Origin of the sequence: Jiella sonneratiae (assembly GCF_017353515.1) — a bacterium.
GTDB classification, from domain to species: Bacteria; Pseudomonadota; Alphaproteobacteria; order Rhizobiales; family Rhizobiaceae; genus Jiella; species Jiella sonneratiae.
In genome coordinates, this window is record NZ_JAFMPY010000004.1 from 1 (window position 1) to 15,561 (window position 15,561).

17 protein-coding genes are annotated in these 15,561 nt (G+C 68.9%); 5 read left to right on the forward strand and 12 right to left on the reverse strand.

Annotated features, from left to right (window positions below; translation table 11 throughout):
- Positions 1-306: 306 nt before the first annotated feature.
- From J1C47_RS04080 to J1C47_RS04110, 7 genes are all read right to left on the reverse strand, one after another.
- Positions 307-549: a DUF1902 domain-containing protein gene (locus tag J1C47_RS04080; protein WP_207349459.1), complete on the reverse strand. Its 243-nt coding sequence runs from the start codon at positions 547-549 to the stop codon at positions 307-309.
- Positions 550-730: 181 nt separating this feature from the next.
- Positions 731-2,026: a TRAP transporter large permease gene (locus J1C47_RS04085; protein WP_207349460.1), complete on the reverse strand. Its 1,296-nt coding sequence runs from the start codon at positions 2,024-2,026 to the stop codon at positions 731-733.
- On the reverse strand, positions 2,019-2,555 hold the full coding sequence (locus J1C47_RS04090; RefSeq protein ID WP_207349461.1) for a TRAP transporter small permease: 537 nt from the start codon (positions 2,553-2,555) through the stop codon (positions 2,019-2,021). Before J1C47_RS04090 ends, J1C47_RS04085 begins: the two co-directional genes overlap by 8 nt.
- A gap of 388 nt (positions 2,556-2,943) precedes the next feature.
- Entirely contained in the window at positions 2,944-3,957 is a 1,014-nt protein-coding gene (locus J1C47_RS04095) for a TRAP transporter substrate-binding protein (protein ID WP_207349462.1), read from the reverse strand.
- 47 nt (positions 3,958-4,004) lie between these two features.
- Positions 4,005-4,913: an SDR family NAD(P)-dependent oxidoreductase gene (locus tag J1C47_RS04100; protein WP_207349463.1), complete on the reverse strand. Its 909-nt coding sequence runs from the start codon at positions 4,911-4,913 to the stop codon at positions 4,005-4,007.
- A 22-nt stretch (positions 4,914-4,935) separates the two neighbouring features.
- On the reverse strand, positions 4,936-5,760 hold the full coding sequence (locus J1C47_RS04105) for an enoyl-CoA hydratase-related protein (RefSeq protein ID WP_207349464.1): 825 nt from the start codon (positions 5,758-5,760) through the stop codon (positions 4,936-4,938).
- On the reverse strand, positions 5,757-7,460 hold the full coding sequence (locus tag J1C47_RS04110) for an AMP-binding protein (protein WP_207349465.1): 1,704 nt from the start codon (positions 7,458-7,460) through the stop codon (positions 5,757-5,759). The genes J1C47_RS04105 and J1C47_RS04110 overlap by 4 nt, the downstream gene beginning before the upstream one ends.
- 203 nt (positions 7,461-7,663) lie before the next feature.
- Here J1C47_RS04110 and J1C47_RS04115 point away from each other — a divergent pair, with 203 nt between their 5' ends.
- Positions 7,664-8,149, forward strand: a complete 486-nt coding sequence (locus J1C47_RS04115) for a MarR family winged helix-turn-helix transcriptional regulator (protein WP_207349466.1) — start codon at positions 7,664-7,666, stop codon at positions 8,147-8,149.
- An 81-nt stretch (positions 8,150-8,230) separates the two neighbouring features.
- On the opposite strand, the gene J1C47_RS04120 is transcribed toward J1C47_RS04115, so the two are convergent.
- From J1C47_RS04120 to J1C47_RS04130, 3 genes are all read right to left on the reverse strand, one after another.
- Positions 8,231-8,458 (reverse strand): hypothetical protein, encoded by a 228-nt coding sequence (locus J1C47_RS04120; RefSeq protein WP_207349467.1) that lies wholly within the window; start codon positions 8,456-8,458, stop codon positions 8,231-8,233.
- Positions 8,459-8,570: 112 nt separating this feature from the next.
- Positions 8,571-8,780 (reverse strand): cold-shock protein, encoded by a 210-nt coding sequence (locus J1C47_RS04125; RefSeq protein WP_207349468.1) that lies wholly within the window; start codon positions 8,778-8,780, stop codon positions 8,571-8,573.
- Positions 8,781-9,036: 256 nt separating this feature from the next.
- A complete protein-coding gene (locus J1C47_RS04130; protein WP_207349469.1) occupies positions 9,037-10,395 on the reverse strand; it encodes a sugar porter family MFS transporter in 1,359 nt (452 codons plus the stop codon).
- Positions 10,396-10,588: 193 nt separating this feature from the next.
- Between J1C47_RS04130 and J1C47_RS04135 the strand changes: the two genes are divergently transcribed.
- The gene (locus J1C47_RS04135; protein ID WP_207349470.1) at positions 10,589-11,158 is read left to right on the forward strand and encodes an iron transporter; all 570 of its coding nucleotides are present in this window, start codon (positions 10,589-10,591) and stop codon (positions 11,156-11,158) included.
- Positions 11,159-11,179: 21 nt separating this feature from the next.
- Here the strand turns inward: J1C47_RS04135 and J1C47_RS04140 are convergent, their stop codons facing one another.
- The gene (locus J1C47_RS04140; protein WP_207349471.1) at positions 11,180-11,968 is read right to left on the reverse strand and encodes an adenosylcobinamide-GDP ribazoletransferase; all 789 of its coding nucleotides are present in this window, start codon (positions 11,966-11,968) and stop codon (positions 11,180-11,182) included.
- A 231-nt stretch (positions 11,969-12,199) separates the two neighbouring features.
- Here J1C47_RS04140 and cobT point away from each other — a divergent pair, with 231 nt between their 5' ends.
- The gene (gene cobT, locus J1C47_RS04145) at positions 12,200-13,216 is read left to right on the forward strand and encodes a nicotinate-nucleotide--dimethylbenzimidazole phosphoribosyltransferase (RefSeq protein ID WP_207349472.1); all 1,017 of its coding nucleotides are present in this window, start codon (positions 12,200-12,202) and stop codon (positions 13,214-13,216) included.
- A 113-nt stretch (positions 13,217-13,329) separates the two neighbouring features.
- Positions 13,330-14,232 (forward strand): 2-dehydropantoate 2-reductase, encoded by a 903-nt coding sequence (locus J1C47_RS04150; RefSeq protein WP_207349473.1) that lies wholly within the window; start codon positions 13,330-13,332, stop codon positions 14,230-14,232.
- Here J1C47_RS04150 and J1C47_RS04155 read toward each other — a convergent pair.
- Positions 14,216-14,629, reverse strand: a complete 414-nt coding sequence (locus J1C47_RS04155; protein ID WP_207349474.1) for a universal stress protein — start codon at positions 14,627-14,629, stop codon at positions 14,216-14,218. The two genes, J1C47_RS04150 and J1C47_RS04155, sit on opposite strands and share 17 nt — an antisense overlap.
- A gap of 412 nt (positions 14,630-15,041) precedes the next feature.
- Between J1C47_RS04155 and J1C47_RS04160 the strand changes: the two genes are divergently transcribed.
- Positions 15,042-15,500, forward strand: a complete 459-nt coding sequence (locus J1C47_RS04160; RefSeq protein ID WP_207349475.1) for a PRC-barrel domain-containing protein — start codon at positions 15,042-15,044, stop codon at positions 15,498-15,500.
- Positions 15,501-15,561 lie beyond the last annotated feature (61 nt).

The window sequence follows — 15,561 nt, forward strand, 5'->3', positions numbered from 1 at the left end:
CGAACCCTCCGCTGATCGCGAGGTGAATCGGACCACAAACCGGCGGAATTGGGAATCCGAAATCGCAAGAAACCCGGTGTCAAAACCCAGCTTTCCTGCAAAATCGAAACCTTGCCGAAGCCAAAAAGCCAAACCCTATCAAGCCGTTATCGATACTTCACGGATGACGATGTTGGAGTCGACCGTGAAATAGCGCTTGCTGAGCGGACTGTACCAGATCTCGTGATCGCCCTTCCCCTGACGATGAAAGTGGCACCCTGCGGCCTGAAGCATTTCCTTTAGTTCGCGGCTGTAGCCTGGCATGTCCTACTGGCACGGATTGCGGATTCGATAGAGGTGTTCGGCCATGAAATGGACCGGGATGTCCGGCGTCTCATAGCGAAGGCCGTTCAGCTCGATGAGATCGTGAAGCGCCCCGAGGACCTTGTCTTTCAGGCGCTCAAGATTGTCCGCTTCCAACGAAAGTCCGGCCACGTCTTCGCTGCTGGCGACCCAGACGCCCGCTTCTTCGTCCCACTCGGCCCGCACGACGATGGTGGCGTGCTGCATGTGATCGGATCTCCTCTTCCTCGATTGTATCGATCAGATCGTCCCCGGGGTTACGACCGTCAATCTCGAATTGTGGTCATGGCGAGGCGCCGGTCAATGGCGAAAGGCCACGCATCGGCTTTTGTCGAAGAGACGACGTGCGTGCCTGCGGTCGGCGGTGCCGACCCGCGCCCTCCCTGCCTCACCCCATCGTCTGCGGCAGGAACAGGACGATCCACGGCACGGCGATGAGGATCGCCAGGCGGATGAGGTCCGTCACGACGAAGGGCGAGACGCCGCGGAAGATCGTCACGAGGCTGACGTCCCGGGCGATGGTGTTGATGACGAAGACGTTCATGCCCACCGGCGGCGTGATCAGCCCGAGCTCCACCGTCATGACGATGATGACGCCGAACCAGACCGGGTCGAACCCCATTGCGACGATCACCGGAAAGACGATCGGCACCATCAGGATGATCATCGCCATGGCGTCGAGGAAGCAGCCCATGACGACGAAGAGCACCATGATCAGGACCAGCGTCCCGTAGCTGCCGATGTCGAGGCCGATCAGGAACTCCGTGAGATTCTGCGGCACGCGGGTGACGGCGAGGAAATAGCCGAAGAGGATCGCGCCGATGAGGATCGTGTAGATCGCGACCGAGGTGCGCAGCGCCTCGACGAGGCTTTCGAGAAGACTCTTGACGCCGAGGCGGCCACGGACGAGGCCGATCAGCGCCGTCAGGACGGCGCCGACGGCGGCGGACTCGGTCGCCGTCGCGACGCCGAAATAGATCGACAGAATGACCGCGACGAAGAGCAGCGCCACCGCCCAGACGCCCGAGAGCGCCCGCAACGCCTCCGGGGCGCTGAAGCGTGTGCCGGCGGGCAGCCGGCGCCCGTACCACAGGCGCACCGTCGCCATGTACATGAAAACCGCCAGGATGCCCGGCAGGATGCCGGCGATGAACAGCCGGCCGACGTCCTGGCCGGTGATGTAGGCATAGACGGCGAGCACCACCGAGGGCGGGATCAGGATGCCGAGCGTGCCGCCGGCGGCGATCACCCCGGTCGAGACGTCGTCGGGATAGCCGGCCTTCCGCATCTCCGGATGGGCGATGTTGGTCATCGTCGCGGCGGTCGCGACCGACGAGCCGCAGATCGCCGCGAAGCCGGCGCAGGCCCCGACCGTCGCAAGGCCGAGCCCGCCGCGGAGCGAGCCGAAGGTGGCGTTCGCCGCCCGGAAGAGCTCGCGGCTCATGCCCGAGCGCGTCGCCAGCACCCCCATCAGGATGAAGAAGGGGATGAGCGTCAGGTTGAAGTCGGTGACGGTCCTCAGCGGCGAGGTGGCGAGAAGGTTCAGCGCCGGGCGCCAGCCGACGGTCATGCCGAAGCCGCCGATGCCGACGAGCCCCATGGCGACGCCGATCGGCACGCGCACGATCATCATCAGGAACAGGACGACGAAGCCGCCGGCGGCGACGAGATCCTTCTCACTCATGGGCGGCCCCGTGCGCCTCGTCGTCGGCCAGCGTCTCGTAGGGCTCGAGCCCTTCGCCCCATCTCAACACCAGCCAGAGCCGGATCAGCGTCGTGACCACGGCCATGACGAGGCCGGCGACGACGAAAGCGAGGAACGGCCATTGCGGCAGGCGCAGATCCATAGTCGTCTCGCCGCCCGGCATCTGCGACAGGACGCGGCCCCCGAGCTTCCAGACGAGAAGCAGGGTGAAGAGCAGGAGCCCCAGCCAGGCGAGAAGATCGAGAACGCGGCGGGCTCGCGGCCCGAGCATTTCGGCGAGGATGTCGACCTTGATGTGGCTGCCCCTAAAGCCGAGCGAGGCGAAGCCCCACATGATCGCGATCGCCAGCGACAGCCGCGACAGGTCGAAGGCGTCGGGCACCGGGCTTGCGAAGAGATAGCGCCCGATCGCCGAGACGAAGACGAGGATCGTGACGAGGCCGAGCATCACCGCGGCGATGCGCTCGACGATGGTGACGACGCGCTCGGTGAGGCGGGAGCGGGTCATGTCCGGGGTGCCCGCGCGGCGGCTGCGGGTAAAGCACAAGCGGAAAGGTCGGCGCCTAGCGTACCCACCTCTGCCCTGCCGGGCATCTCCCCCACAAGGGGGGAGATCGATGCGGCGTCGATGCAGTCGTCTGCTCGTCGATAGACGCCCCCTGCAGCAAGGTCTGAAGAATGGGCGGCAGACGGCAACGCTGCCGATCTCCCCCCTTGTGGGGGAGATGCCCGGCAGGGCAGAGGGGGGTACAGGAGCACGGCGTCGAGCATTTGGGCGTTTGGTACCGCAAGGCAGTGGCAAGAATGACGGCGTCGGCCAAGGCATAAGCCCGGGATCCGACGGAACAGAAGGGCCCGGCAGCGCATGCGACGCGCCGCCTGGCCCCGTCAAAGCCTCAATACTTCGCGCCGTTGTCCGCGAGCGCCTTCTCGTATTCCGACAGCACCTTTTCCGCATCGTAGCCGGCCTTCTTGGCGTCGGCCTTCCAGGCCTCCATCGTCGGCTTGACGCTGTCCCTCCACAGCTTCACCTCGTCCGGCGTCGGCTCGTAGACGGTGTGGGCCGGATCGGCGAGGATCTCCTGGCGCACCTCGTTGTCGTATTTCGACCAGCCCTCGGAGATCTTCTGCGACCATTCCGGCGTGCAGTGATCGTCGATGACCTTCTTCAGCGTGTCGGAAAGCCCGTCGTAGCTGTCCTTGTTGAACAGCATCACCTGGGAGGAGAGGTAGAGCGGCAGGTCGTTGTGGAACTTCACGACGTCGGCCATCTTGAAGCTCTTCATCGCCTCGTAGGGAAAGGTGACGGCGTCGGCCGTGCCCTTGGCGATGGCGTCGCGGGCTTCCGGCGCCGGCACCTGCACCGAGGTGCCGCCGAGCGAGTTGATGTAGCGCGCCATTGTGGAGTGGGCCGGGCGCACAGACTTGCCCGCGACGTCCGCCGGCACTTTCAGCGGGAAGTTGGCGTGGAAGCGGCCGGGATTGTGCGGATTGACCAGGCAGAAATAGACGTCGCCCATCTCCTTTTCCGCATAGCCGCCGTTCTTGTAGAATTCGTGGATGGCCTTGGCCGCCTTCGGCCCGTCATTGGCCTCGAAGGGAACGCCGGTCAGCTCGTAGACCGGGAAGCGGCCGGCGGTGTAGCCGGGATTGACGTAGCCGATGTCGACGATGCCGTCGCGCGTCATGTCGTAGTGGTCGGGTGCGGCGCCGAGCTGCTGCGCCGGATAGATCTCGATCTTCAGTTCGCCGCCGGAATCCTCCTCGATCGATTTCGCCCAGGGCACGATGCCGTTTGTGTGCATCGGATGGGTGGCGGGCAGCCAGTGCGACAGCCTGAGGGTCGTCTCGGCCCGCGCGGCGAAGGTCGTCGCGGCCAGCGCCGCGGCGAGGATCAGAAGTCTCTTCATCGCATTTCCTCCCGATTGTGCCCTTTCTCCCGAAGGGCGTTGCGTCGTCACATGAAGTCGATGCCGACACTCTGCTTGGCGCCGGCAAGCTCCGTCTCGATCGCCGCGGCGATCTTCTCCGCGCTCCAGCCGCCGTCCTGGAAGGCATGGGCCGCCTCGGCCGGATGCGCCCAGACCGACAGCCGGTCGCCGCCAAGGCCGATCGCCTGGCCGGTGACGCCCGCCGAGCGCTCCGAGGCGAGATAGACGAAGAGCGCGGCGACGTCCTCCGGCCCGCCGAGGCCGAAGTCCTTGCGCACCTTTTCCGGCAGCGCCTCGCCGCGCTCCAGCATCTCGGCGAAGGGCTTCAGCATCGGCACGGTCGCGGTCATCGTGGTCAGGGCGTTGGGGACGACGGCGTTGACGGTGACGTCCGCCTTGGCGAGCTCCATCGCCCAGGTGCGCGCGAAGGCGGCGATGCCGGCCTTTGCCGCGGCATAGGCGGTCTGGCCGAAATTGCCGCGCTGGCCGGCCATCGAGGAGACGAGGATCAGCCGCCCGCCGTGGCCGGCCGCGCGGAAGTGGCGCGCCGCGGCCCGCGCGCAGGTGAAGGTGCCGCGCAGATGCGTGGCGACGACGGCGTCGAAATCCTCGTCGGTGGTGTTCCACAAGACGCGGTCGCGCAGGATGCCGGCATTGGTCGCCATCACGTCGAGCCGGCCGAAAGCCTCGAGCGCGGTCTTGACGCAGAGATCGGCCGCCTCCGCCGAGCCGATCGCCGCGACGGCGGCAACGGCGCTGCCGCCCGCCGCCGTTATCTCGGCGACGACGTTCCCGGCGGCTTCCGCGGCGACGTCGTTGACGACGACGCTGGCGCCGGCCTTCGCCATGGCGAGCGCCGCGGCGCGGCCGATCCCCCGGCCAGCGCCGGTGATCACCACGCTGCGGCCGTCGAGCCGGACCTCGTTGGCGCTCATGTCCGATTCTCCCCCGCCGCCATCAGCGCCCCTCGAAGCGCGCCGGGCGCTTTTCCATGAAGGCGCGCGGCCCTTCCCGCGCATCCTTCGAGGCCATGACGATCCGCCGGGCCTCGTCCTCCAGGGCGAAACCTTGTTCGAGCGGGACGCCGGTTGCAAGCCTCACCGTGCGCTTGATCTCACGGATCGCCAGCGGCCCGTTCGCGGCGATCGTCTCGGCGAGCGCGATGGCGCGGCCGAGAACCTCCTCCTGCGGCGCGAGCTGATTGACGAGGCCGAAGGCGAGGGCGCGGGGCGCGTCGATCGTCTCGCCGGTCAGAAGCATTTCCATCGCGATCGCATGCGGCAGCTGCCGCGGCAGGCGGGCGAGCGAGCCGGCAAAGGGAATCAGCCCGCGTTTTGCCTCCGGCAGGCCGAAGCGCGCGGTCTCGGAGGCGACGCGGATGTCGGTGCTGAGCATCGTCTCCAGACCGCCGGCGAGGCACGTGCCGTTGATCGCGGCGACGATCGGCTTGTCGATCGCCGTGTGGCGGAGCGCCGAGCGGTCCATCACCGCCGGATCGTCGAGGACGCGGCGGTCCCACGCGTCCGCCGGTTGCCGGGCGCCGGAAAGCAGCGGCATCGTCAAGGCGAGATCGCCGCCCGAGCAGAAGGCCTTGTCGCCCGCGCCGGTGAGGACGAGGACGCGCAAGGCTTCGTCCTCGGCAAAGCGGCCGTAGGCGTCGGACAGGCGGCAGGCCATCTCGGGGCTGATGGCGTTGCGCGCCCTTGGCCGGTTGAGCGTCAGGAGCAGGATGTCGCCGCACCGCTCTTCGAGGAGATGCGGCTCGCCGCCGCCGCCGCTCACGCCCGGCCCTCCGCGATCATCGTCTTCGCCAGTTCCCGCAATTCCACCTTCCGCACCTTGCCGTTCGCCGTCTTCGGCGTTGCTTCGATCACCGCGACATGGCGGGGCATCTTGTGCCGCGCCATGTGCTGCCGGCACCAGTTCCTGAGCGCCTCGGGCTCGACCGTCCGGCCGTCGCGGGGAACGACGAAGGCGAAGATCTCCTCGCCGAATTCTGCGTCCGGAACCCCCACCACCTGCGCCTCCGCGACGTCGGGATGGGCGAGCAGCCGGTCCTCGATCTCCACCGGATAGACGTTCTCGCCGCCACGGATCAGCATGTCCTTGATCCGCCCGACGATCCTCAGATGGCCGCCTTCGTCCATCACCGCGATGTCGCCGCTCTTCAGGAAGCCGTCGGCGTCGATCGCCGCGGCCGTCGCCTCCGGCATGTCGAAATAGCCGGCGGTGACGAGGAAGCCGCGGATCTGCAGTTCGCCCTCCCGGCCGATCGGCACGATCTCGCCGGTCGCGGGATCGACGATGCGGATCTCGACATGCGGCAGCGGCACGCCGGCGGTCGCGACCTTCTCCTTGAGCGGCTCGTCCGGCACGGTCTGGGTGATGATCGGCGAACACTCGGTCATCCCCATGATGATCGCCGGGTCGCAGCCGACCGTCTCCTTCAGTTCCAGCATCAGGCTCGGCGGGATCGACGTGCCGCCGACATAGGCGATGCGCCAGGCCGACAGGTCGCGCCGGCCTTTGCGCAGCGCCTCGTCCTGAAGAAGCCGCACATACATCGTCGGCACGGCATTGACGATGGTGCCGCGGTGGCGCTCCAGAAGGTCGAGCATCGGGCCGGCGTCGAAACTCTCCATGGCGACGAGCGAGCCGCCGACGGCCGCCATGCCGACGACGTTGCAGACGCAGCCGGCGGTGTGGAAGAACGGCATGGCCGAGACCATCACGTCGCTCTCCCGGTAGCCGGCGCGCCGGCCGGCGAAAAGGGCGTTGTTGACGATGCCGCGATGGGTGAGCATCGCGCCCTTCGGCTTGCCCGTGGTGCCGGATGTGTACTGGATCTGGACGATGTCGGCCGGCGCGACGGCGGCGGCTCTGGTGGCGAGCACCTCGTCCGAAATCTCTTCGGCCCGCGCCAGAAGGGCGGTGAAGGCGAGGGCGCCGGGGATCTGCGGCCCGCCGATCGAAACGACGCGCCTAAGGGCCGGATAGGCTCCGTCGCCGGCGCGCGCGCCGCCGTTTCGGCCGGAAAAATCCGGCATCATCTCGCACAGCATGTCGGCGATCGGGAAGCCGCGATGTTCGCCGGCCGCAAACAGCATCGCCGCTCCGCTCTGGGCCAGGAGATAATCGAGCTCTGCCCGGCGCAGGGCCGGATTGACGGTGACGAGCACGGCGCCGATCCGGGCAAGCGCATATTCGAGCAGCACCCATTCCGGCGAGTTCGCCGCCATCACCGCGACGCGGTCCCGATGCCCGACGCCGATCGCGATCAGCGCCTTGGCGAGACGGTCGACCGCCGCGTCGAGGTCGCGGTAGCCGTATCGGACGGTGCCGAGCGGCCCGTCGAACAGGAGCGCGGGACGCTCCGGAAAGCGGCCCGCCTGCTCGGCGAGCAGCGCGCCGAGCGTGATGTCCCGCAGCGCGGCGCCGTCGCTTTCAGGCAGCCAGTGCGAGAGCGGACCCGCAAGTCCCATGCGACGCTCCTCCCAAAGCTTTCGCACAGCGGCGTGCTGCTCGCCGTTGCCCGGCGCAGCGCCTTCGTCCAAGATGGATACGGCCGACCCTGGATTGTTCGATGTCGAACAATACGGCATCGCCGCCGGGCGTCAAGCGGGTCTGGTGCGCCACAGGGCGGCGCGGCCAGCCGAGAGGGCGATCCGGGCGGAGGGGAGGAGCGTTGGCGCAGGAAGCGGAAGATGACGGTGCGCAGACGTTTCTGCTGACCGCCGGGGAGGCGGAGGCGACGGTCGGCTACAAGCTGAGACTGGCCCAGATCCTCGCCTTCCGCGCCTTCGAGGAAAAGCTCTCGGACCGCGGCCGGGCGCCGCGCTATCTCGGACTGCTGGCGATCATCCGCAACCATCCCGGCCAGCCGCAGAGCCGGCTCGCCGAGGCCGTGGCGCTGCGCAGGTCGAGCCTTGTGACGATCCTCGACATTCTTGCCGGCGAAGGGCTGGTCGAGCGCCGACCGGTGCGCGGCGATCGCCGTTCGAACGGCATCTGGCTGACGAAAATGGGCAGCCGCGTCGTCGACGAACTGCTCGCCGAGAGCCGGCGGCACGATGCGATGCTGACCGAAGGATTGTCGCAGGAAGAGGTCGGGGCCGCGCTGCGGGCGCTCGACCGCATGATCCTCAACATGCGGAACGCGGAAGGCGGCTGAGCCCGCCGGCGTCTGCCGCGCGACCGGCCGGGCGAGCCGGGCTGCGGCGGAAACGGGCGCCCGGGGCGGCGCCCGCGGTCGTCAGCTGCGGCCGCGGCGAACGGTCTTCGCCCGCTTGGCCTTCACGGGCTCGGCGGGGGCCGCGCCGGCTTCGTCGTCGCGGGCGATGCGCTCGGCGCGAAGCCGCGCCGACTTCGCCCTCTGGGCCTCGGTCGCCTGACGGATCAGCGTCATCGCCGAGCCTTTTTCGTGCCGATCGTTCTGATTGGGAAAAACCCGATCGGCCTTCTCGCGGATCTTCTCGTTCATCTGAGTTCTCCCGACGAAAACGAGCTGTAAAACAAAAAAGGCCGGGCGAGCCCGACCTTTTCCCTCTCGACTTCAAGCCCGTGCGGGTCTCTCCAGCACGGGCGAGGCCGAATCAGGCGGCCGACAGGTTGTCGGCCGAACTCTTGCCGGTGCGACGGTCCTTGACGACCTCGAAATTCACCCGCTGTCCTTCGACGAGCGGCTGCATGCCCGCACGCTCGACGGCGGTGGCATGGACGAACACGTCGGTCGCGCCATCCTCGGGGGCGATGAAGCCGTAGCCCTTCTGGGTGTTGAAGAATTTTACCGTTCCAACGGCCATGACGATCTCCTGCGTATCGACTGGAAGTAGCTGATCTGCCGGCGCGAGCCGGCCTTGAAGTTCGATATTGAAGAGAAGATCAGTCGAGGCGCGGCGCGCGAAACCAAAATTTACCTGCAAGATCGATGCGGTTCATATGTAGGAGAAACGCGTCCGGAACAAGGCGCCAGGCGCGATTATTTCGGTGGCGGGCCCGCATCGACCCCGGTAGGCCGCCGCGTCGCCGTGGCGGTTGCGGTTCCGCGCCACGGCTTCATCACGCAGCGGCGGCGGCCTGCGGATGCCTTTCGTCGCCGAGATCCGCCTCGATCTCTTCCAGCGACCGCCCCTTGGTCTCGGGGACGAGGCGCAGGGTGAAAAGGATCGCCGCGACGGTGAGGACGGCGAACAGGAGGAAGGTCGAGCCCGAGCCGACCCCGTCGATCAGCAGCAGGAAGACCTGCGAGACGACGAGGTTCGACACCCAGTTTGAGACGGTCGCGATGGACATGCCGCGGCCGCGCACGGCGAGCGGAAAGATCTCGGCGATCAGCAGCCAGAACACCGGGCCGAGGCCGATGGCGAAGAAGCCGACATAGGCCGCGACCGAGAGGGTGGTGATCCATGCGAGCAGGCCGGAATTGCCGAGGAAGAACCCGCCGGCGAGGATCGCCAGCGTCACCGCCATGCCGACGAGGCCGGTGAGGAGCAGCGAGCGGCGGCCGGCCCGGTCGATCAGCCGCAGCGCCACGAAGGTCATCACCACATTGACGACGCCGACGCCCGCAGTCGCCAGGATGGAGGCCGAGGTGTCCGGCATCCCGGCCGAGTTGAAGATCGTCGGGGCGAAATAGATCACCGTGTTGATGCCGGTGATCTGCTGGAAGACGGCAAGCCCGACGCCGACGATGAGGGCGTATTTCGCCTTGCCGGTGAACATTTCCGACCACGGCGCGACGCGGCCGTTCTCGCGCTTCAGGTCGGTGCGCAGCTCCTGCAGCTGGGCGTCGGCATCGCGCGGTCCGTTGATCCGGCGCAGCGCGTCGCGGGCGTCGTCGAGAGAGCCCTGGCCGGCGAGCCAGCGCGGGCTGTCGGGGAGAAACAGCATGCCGACGCTGAGGACGATGCCGGGCACCGCGCCGAGGCCGAGCATCCACCGCCAGCCGCCGTCGACATGGGAGAAGGCGTAGTCGACGAGATAGGAGATCAGGATGCCGCTGGTGATGCACATCTGGTTGAGCGACACGACCGCGCCGCGCTTGTCCGCCGGCGCCATCTCGGAAAGATAGAGCGGCGTCAGCATCGATGCGACGCCGATCGCGAGGCCGAGCACCAGCCGGCCGGCGAGCAGCAGCAGGTAGCTGTCGGCGAAGGCGCAGAGGAGGGCGCCGACGACGAACAGCGCCGCAGCGGCGATGATGACCTTGCGGCGGCCCAGACTGTCGGCGATGCCGCCCGCAAAGCCTGCGCCGAGCGCCGCCCCGGCGAGCGCGATCGAGACGACCAGCCCCTGGTCGCCGGCGCTCAGACCATACTGGTCCTTGATGAAGGGGAGGGCGCCGGAAATGACGCCGGTGTCGTAGCCGAACAGCAGGCCGCCGAGGGATGCGGTCGCCGCGATCTTGCCGAAACTCATGGCCCGCCGCTCGCGATCGAAGGTTGGACCCGGCTAACTGTCAGCGCGACGAATGGTTCCGGCCGCCGGGCGCCCGCGCTTGCCGATTTGTCATGGAGCGAAGCACCCGCAAGCTTCGTTCGCCCATCGGTCGGCGGCCTCGTCCGGCCGGCCGGAGCAGTCACGCAGCCCGATCCGAAGGAGGAGAGACATCATGGCCGACGCCACCGGAACAAAAGCCCACCAGCCCCCCGCAAGGCCCAGCGACGAAGCCGACCGGAACCAGCTGGACATGGCCAAGGCGGAAGGCGAGAAATATCTCGCCTCGCTCGACTACATGGCGACGAAAGTCGCCGACGCCGGCGGCAAGACCCGCGCCGGCGACTACATCGTCGCCTTCGCCCAGGAACGCGCCGAGGGGATGTATCACCTGAAGGGCGGCGCTCTCGAATGGGTCGAGGCGCCGGAGACGATGAACTGCCACATGGAGATCGCCGTCGCCGACGCCGCGGACGGCCGCTTCGTTCCCTATCTCGACATCGACTGCGTCCTGTCCAAGGACGGGCGGGACGTCGTCTCCTTCAAGCCGGAGTTCCTGTGGCATCCGGGCCTTTATCATTACGGCAAGGACCTGACGCTGCCGGACGGCGACGGCACCTACGACCTCAGCATCCGGATCGCCGCACCCGCCTTTCCGCGCCACGACGAAGATAACGGACGGCGCTACGGCGAAGCGGTCGAGGTCGCGTTCACGGGCATCAAGGTCGAGACCGGCCACGAGTGACCGGCGACGGCGCCGCGCCGCTCACCCGGACGTCGCGAGTCCGAAAAGGATGGCGATCTCGCAAAGCTGCTGGGCCGCGCCGAGGCAGTCGCCGGTCTGGCCGCCGATGCGGCGCAGGATGAAGCGTCGGAACCAGGAAAGCACGAGCGCGGCGAGGATGGCGGCGAGAAGCACTTGCGCCAGCCCGGCGGCCGGCAGAACGAGAAGCACCGCGATCCCGGCCCCGATCAGAAGCGACCGGCGGCCTTTCCCGCGCGGCGGCTGCCCGGCCCTGGCCGCGAGGCCCGAATCGAGGGCCGAGGGCGTCGTCGCCCAGATGAACGCCATCGCGCCGCGGCTTGCGGCGGCGGCGGCGAGGACGACAAGGGCCGCGCGCGCCGGATCGTCGGCGACGAGATCGCCGACGAGGCCCGCCCGCAGCATGAGCGAGAGCACGAGCGCGATGGCGCCGTAGCTGCCGACCCGGCTGTCATGCATGATCGCGATCGCCCGCTCCTTCGGCTGGTGGCCGAAGAGGCCGTCGGCGACGTCGCCGAGCCCGTCCTCGTGCAGGGCTCCCGTCGCCGCGACGAGGGCGGCGGTGGCGAGAATGCCGACGACGAGCGGCGACGGGCCGAGAACCGGCAGGACGAGGACGAGGAGCGCGGCGGGTGCCGCGGCGATCAGCCCGACCAGCGGAAAGACCGCGGCGTCCTCGCCGAGTCGGTAGCGGGCCGGGGCGTCGGCCGCGGGCGTCGCGGCGCCGGTGCCCTTCGCCGGATCGCCGTTCGAACCCTGTCCTGTCGCCGTGTCCTCCGGCTGGAGGGCCATGTCATTTCCGGGGGATTGGGCCGGTGCGCGGCTTCCGGCCCCCTCGAAGTGTCGGCCGGAAATGCTAAGGCGGGTGAGAAAGGCCGAGGCCCGCATGGTTGCGGCGTAGACGGCCGTGACCTGATCCAAGACGCCCATCTCGACGATCCCCTGCCGTTGCCCCAAAGCTGCCCGGATCCGCCCGGCGGCGAAGCGCGGCCCGCCCGGCGGCAGAACACCAAGGAGCCCCCGATGTCCACCACCGGCCTTCCCTTCGACGACATCCGCGATCTCGTGAGGACGATGCCCGCGCCCGACGTCGCGGCCGCCCACGCCGCCCGCCACCGGGAGCAGGAGCTGACCAAGCCGGCCGGCTCGCTCGGCCGGCTGGAGGAGATTTCCGAGTGGCTCGCGGCCTGGCAGGGCGGCGTGCCGCATGTCGACCGGCCGCTGGTCGCGGTCTTCGCCGGCAATCACGGCGTGATGCGACAGGGCGTCTCGGCCTTCCCGCCGGAGGTGACGGCCCAGATGGTGGCGAATTTCGGCGCCGGCGGCGCGGCGATCAACCAGATCTGCGCGACCTTCGACCTTTCCCTGAAGGTCTACGACCTCGCCCTCGAGATCCCGACCGAGGATTTCACCGAGGCTGCGGCGATGGACGAGCGGACCTGCGCGGCCACCATGGCCTTCGGCATGGAGGTGCTGATGGACAAGCCGGATCTCCTGTGCATCGGCGAGATGGGCATCGGCAACACCGCCGTCGCCGCCGCGCTCTATGCCGGCCTCTTCGGCGGCACCGGCGCCGACTGGGCCGGCGCCGGCACCGGCCTCGCCGGCGAGGCGCTTGCCCGCAAGGCGGCGGTGATCGACGCCGGCCTTGCCTTCCACAGGAGCCATCTCGGCGATCCGCTGGAAGTGCTGCGCCGCCTCGGCGGCCGCGAGATCGCCGCGATGGCCGGGGCGATCCTCGGCGCGCGGCACCAGAAGGTGCCGGTCATCATCGACGGCTTCGTCGCCTCGGCCGCCGCCGCGGTGCTCTACAGGCTCGACCCGCGGGCGCTCGACCACTGCCTGTTCGGCCACGTCTCGGCCGAGCGCGGCCACATGAAGGCGCTGGAGGCGATGGGCAAGGTGCCGCTGCTCGCCCTCGGCATGCGGCTCGGCGAGGGCACCGGCGCGGCGCTCGCCGCAAGCATCGTCAAGGCCGCCGCGCGCTGCCACCGCGACATGGCGACCTTCGCCGAGGCCGCGGTCTCGAACCGGGACTGAGGCGGGCCGCCGCCGCTTTCGGCTTTTCGGGTCGCTCGCCGGCAGCCCGGCTGATCTTATGTCTCTCGACATGACCGGCCGGCGCGGCCGGCGAAACCACCGGGGGTGGGACGATGACGAAGACTGCGGTGATCGGGGCCGGCGCGATCGGCGGCTATCTGGCGGCGATGCTGGCGGATGCCGGGCACGAGGTGACGCTCTGCGTGCGCACGCCCTTCGAAGAGCTGACCCTCGAAGACGAGGGGAGCCGCAGGAAGGTCGCCGCGGCGATCGCCGCGGATCCGGACGCGATCGCCGACGCGTCGAAGCCCTGCGACCTCGTCGTCGTGGCGACCAAGGCGCAGGATACGGCGAGCGCCCGGCCCTGGCTGGAAGTGCTCGCCGGCGAAAGGACGCTGGTCCTGATGGCCCAGAACGGCGTCGACCATGCGGCACGGATCGCGGAATTCGGCCTCGCCGGGACGGTGGTCCCCTCGGTGGTCTACGTCGCGGCCGAACGGGTTTCGCCGGGGGCGATCGTCCATCACTACAGCAGCCGGATCATCGTGCCGGACGATGCGGCCGGCCGGCGGGTCGCGGACCTCTTCGCCGGCTCGGCGCTCTCCGTCGAGCGGGTGCCCGACTTCGTCACCGTCGCCTGGCGCAAGCTTCTGTCGAACGTCGTCGCCAACCCGGTCACCGCCCTGACGCTGCGCCGCATGGACGTTTTCCGCGACGAGGCGGTGCAGCGGCTCGGCATCGCGCTTCTCGCCGAAGCGGTCGCCGCAGGCCGGGCGGCGGGCGCAGAATTCGGCGAAGACGAGCTGGAACGGACGCTGAAGCTCTATGACGGCGTCAATCCGGAGAGTGGGTCGTCGATGCTCTACGACCGGCTGGCCGGCCGGCCGCTGGAGCACGCCTATCTCACCGGCGCGGTGGTGGCGGCGGGAAGGCGGCACGGCGTGCCGACGCCGCTCAATGCCGCGATCCTCGCGCTCCTCGGCGCCGTCGACCGGACGCCTATCGAACGACCATGACCGAGGCCTTCGCATGGGCCGCGACGTGGCCGGCGTGGGCGGCGAAGAAGTGCTCGGCAAAGCCCGGCCGGTGCGAGGCCATGACGACGAGGTCGGCGCCGCTCTTGTCGATGGCGGCGAGCAAGGCGTGATCGAGCTGCCGGGCGGGATCCGGCACCACCTTGTACTCGGCCGTGGCGGCGACCCCGTCCTTGCCGGAGCGCTCTTTGGCGAAGGCATCGAGCTTCTCGCCGAATTCCTCCGGCGTATGGGCGATCGGCCCGGGGCTCGAAGCGGTGATGCCGAGATAGCTGAGACGCGCGCCGTAGAGCTTGGCGAGTTCGGCAGCCGTCCGGAGCGCCTTCTCCAGCGTCTTGACGTGGGCGAGATCGACGGGGACGATGATCTTCTCGTACATGGCGGGCCCTTCCTTCCTGCGGGCTGGGGTCGAGATTCGGGCAGCGCGAGCATCGTCGCGCGGCTGCCGGCGGGACGGGGGCGGGCGGTCCGGAGCCGGTGACGGGAAAAGCCGGTGGGTCACCGGCGACGAGCGGAGACCGGCGACGACGTTCCGCAGCCTGTGACCCGCTGCCCTTTCGGGGAACCTTCGGCCGGCGGGGCGGTTCCGTCGATCGGACGAGGCGCCGCGTGGTGCGGCCCATGGCGCTGCCCGCGACCTCTCTCAGGCATCGGCGCAGCGAGGCCGGGGCGCTGCGCGATTGAAGGCTCTCAGGCGGGCCGGCAGCCGCTCCGTTCCCTCGCCTGCGATGCTTTCGACCGCCTGCGATACTTCGACCGCCGTTGATCCCCTCCGACAAATGGAGACGTTCTTGAAGCCCTTCCTGTCCGCCGGCCTCGCCGCCCTTCTTCTTGCCGGCGCCGCCGGCCAAGCGCTCGCCCAGGATGGCGGCACCACCCAGCCGGACGATGCCGCCAAGGCCGGCCAGGCCGCGCCCGCCGGCAACCAGATCCCCTCCGACGCGGCGGCCGGCGTGCTCGCGGCGCTCGGCGAGGACGAGGCCCCGGTGCCGCAGCTGAACCTCATGGTCGGTCAGGTCGAGGAGATGGACGTCGTCGGGCCGAACGGCGAGACGGTCGGCGAGGTGGACGACGTCCTCGGCGATGCGAACGGCAACGCCAAGGCGATCACCGTCGAGGTCGGCGGCTTCCTCGGCATCGGCCAGAAGACGGTGATCCTGATGCTCTCCGACGTCTCGCTCGACATGGGCCGGGTCAAGACGCCGCTGACCAAGGACCAGATCGAAAAGCTGCCGGCCTTCGGCGGCTGACACGCCAATCCCCGGCGCGGCTCATCCGCGCATCGTGCGGGTAGCAGGGTGGGATGGTGCC

Excerpts from the sequence above, each read along its gene's own strand:
- J1C47_RS04080 (WP_207349459.1), bottom strand. The coding sequence starts at position 549 with ATGCAGCACGCCACCATCGTCGTGCGGGCCGAGTGGGACGAAGAAGCG.
- J1C47_RS04085 (WP_207349460.1), bottom strand. The coding sequence starts at position 2,026 with ATGAGTGAGAAGGATCTCGTCGCCGCCGGCGGCTTCGTCGTCCTGTTC.
- J1C47_RS04090 (WP_207349461.1), bottom strand. The coding sequence starts at position 2,555 with ATGACCCGCTCCCGCCTCACCGAGCGCGTCGTCACCATCGTCGAGCGC.
- J1C47_RS04095 (WP_207349462.1), bottom strand. The coding sequence starts at position 3,957 with ATGAAGAGACTTCTGATCCTCGCCGCGGCGCTGGCCGCGACGACCTTC.
- J1C47_RS04100 (WP_207349463.1), bottom strand. The coding sequence starts at position 4,913 with ATGAGCGCCAACGAGGTCCGGCTCGACGGCCGCAGCGTGGTGATCACC.
- J1C47_RS04110 (WP_207349465.1), bottom strand. The coding sequence starts at position 7,460 with ATGGGACTTGCGGGTCCGCTCTCGCACTGGCTGCCTGAAAGCGACGGC.
- J1C47_RS04120 (WP_207349467.1), bottom strand. The coding sequence starts at position 8,458 with ATGAACGAGAAGATCCGCGAGAAGGCCGATCGGGTTTTTCCCAATCAG.
- J1C47_RS04125 (WP_207349468.1), bottom strand. The coding sequence starts at position 8,780 with ATGGCCGTTGGAACGGTAAAATTCTTCAACACCCAGAAGGGCTACGGC.
- J1C47_RS04130 (WP_207349469.1), bottom strand. The coding sequence starts at position 10,395 with ATGAGTTTCGGCAAGATCGCGGCGACCGCATCCCTCGGCGGCCTGCTG.
- J1C47_RS04135 (WP_207349470.1), top strand. The coding sequence starts at position 10,589 with ATGGCCGACGCCACCGGAACAAAAGCCCACCAGCCCCCCGCAAGGCCC.
- J1C47_RS04140 (WP_207349471.1), bottom strand. The coding sequence starts at position 11,968 with ATGGCCCTCCAGCCGGAGGACACGGCGACAGGACAGGGTTCGAACGGC.
- cobT (WP_207349472.1), top strand. The coding sequence starts at position 12,200 with ATGTCCACCACCGGCCTTCCCTTCGACGACATCCGCGATCTCGTGAGG.
- J1C47_RS04150 (WP_207349473.1), top strand. The coding sequence starts at position 13,330 with ATGACGAAGACTGCGGTGATCGGGGCCGGCGCGATCGGCGGCTATCTG.
- J1C47_RS04155 (WP_207349474.1), bottom strand. The coding sequence starts at position 14,629 with ATGTACGAGAAGATCATCGTCCCCGTCGATCTCGCCCACGTCAAGACG.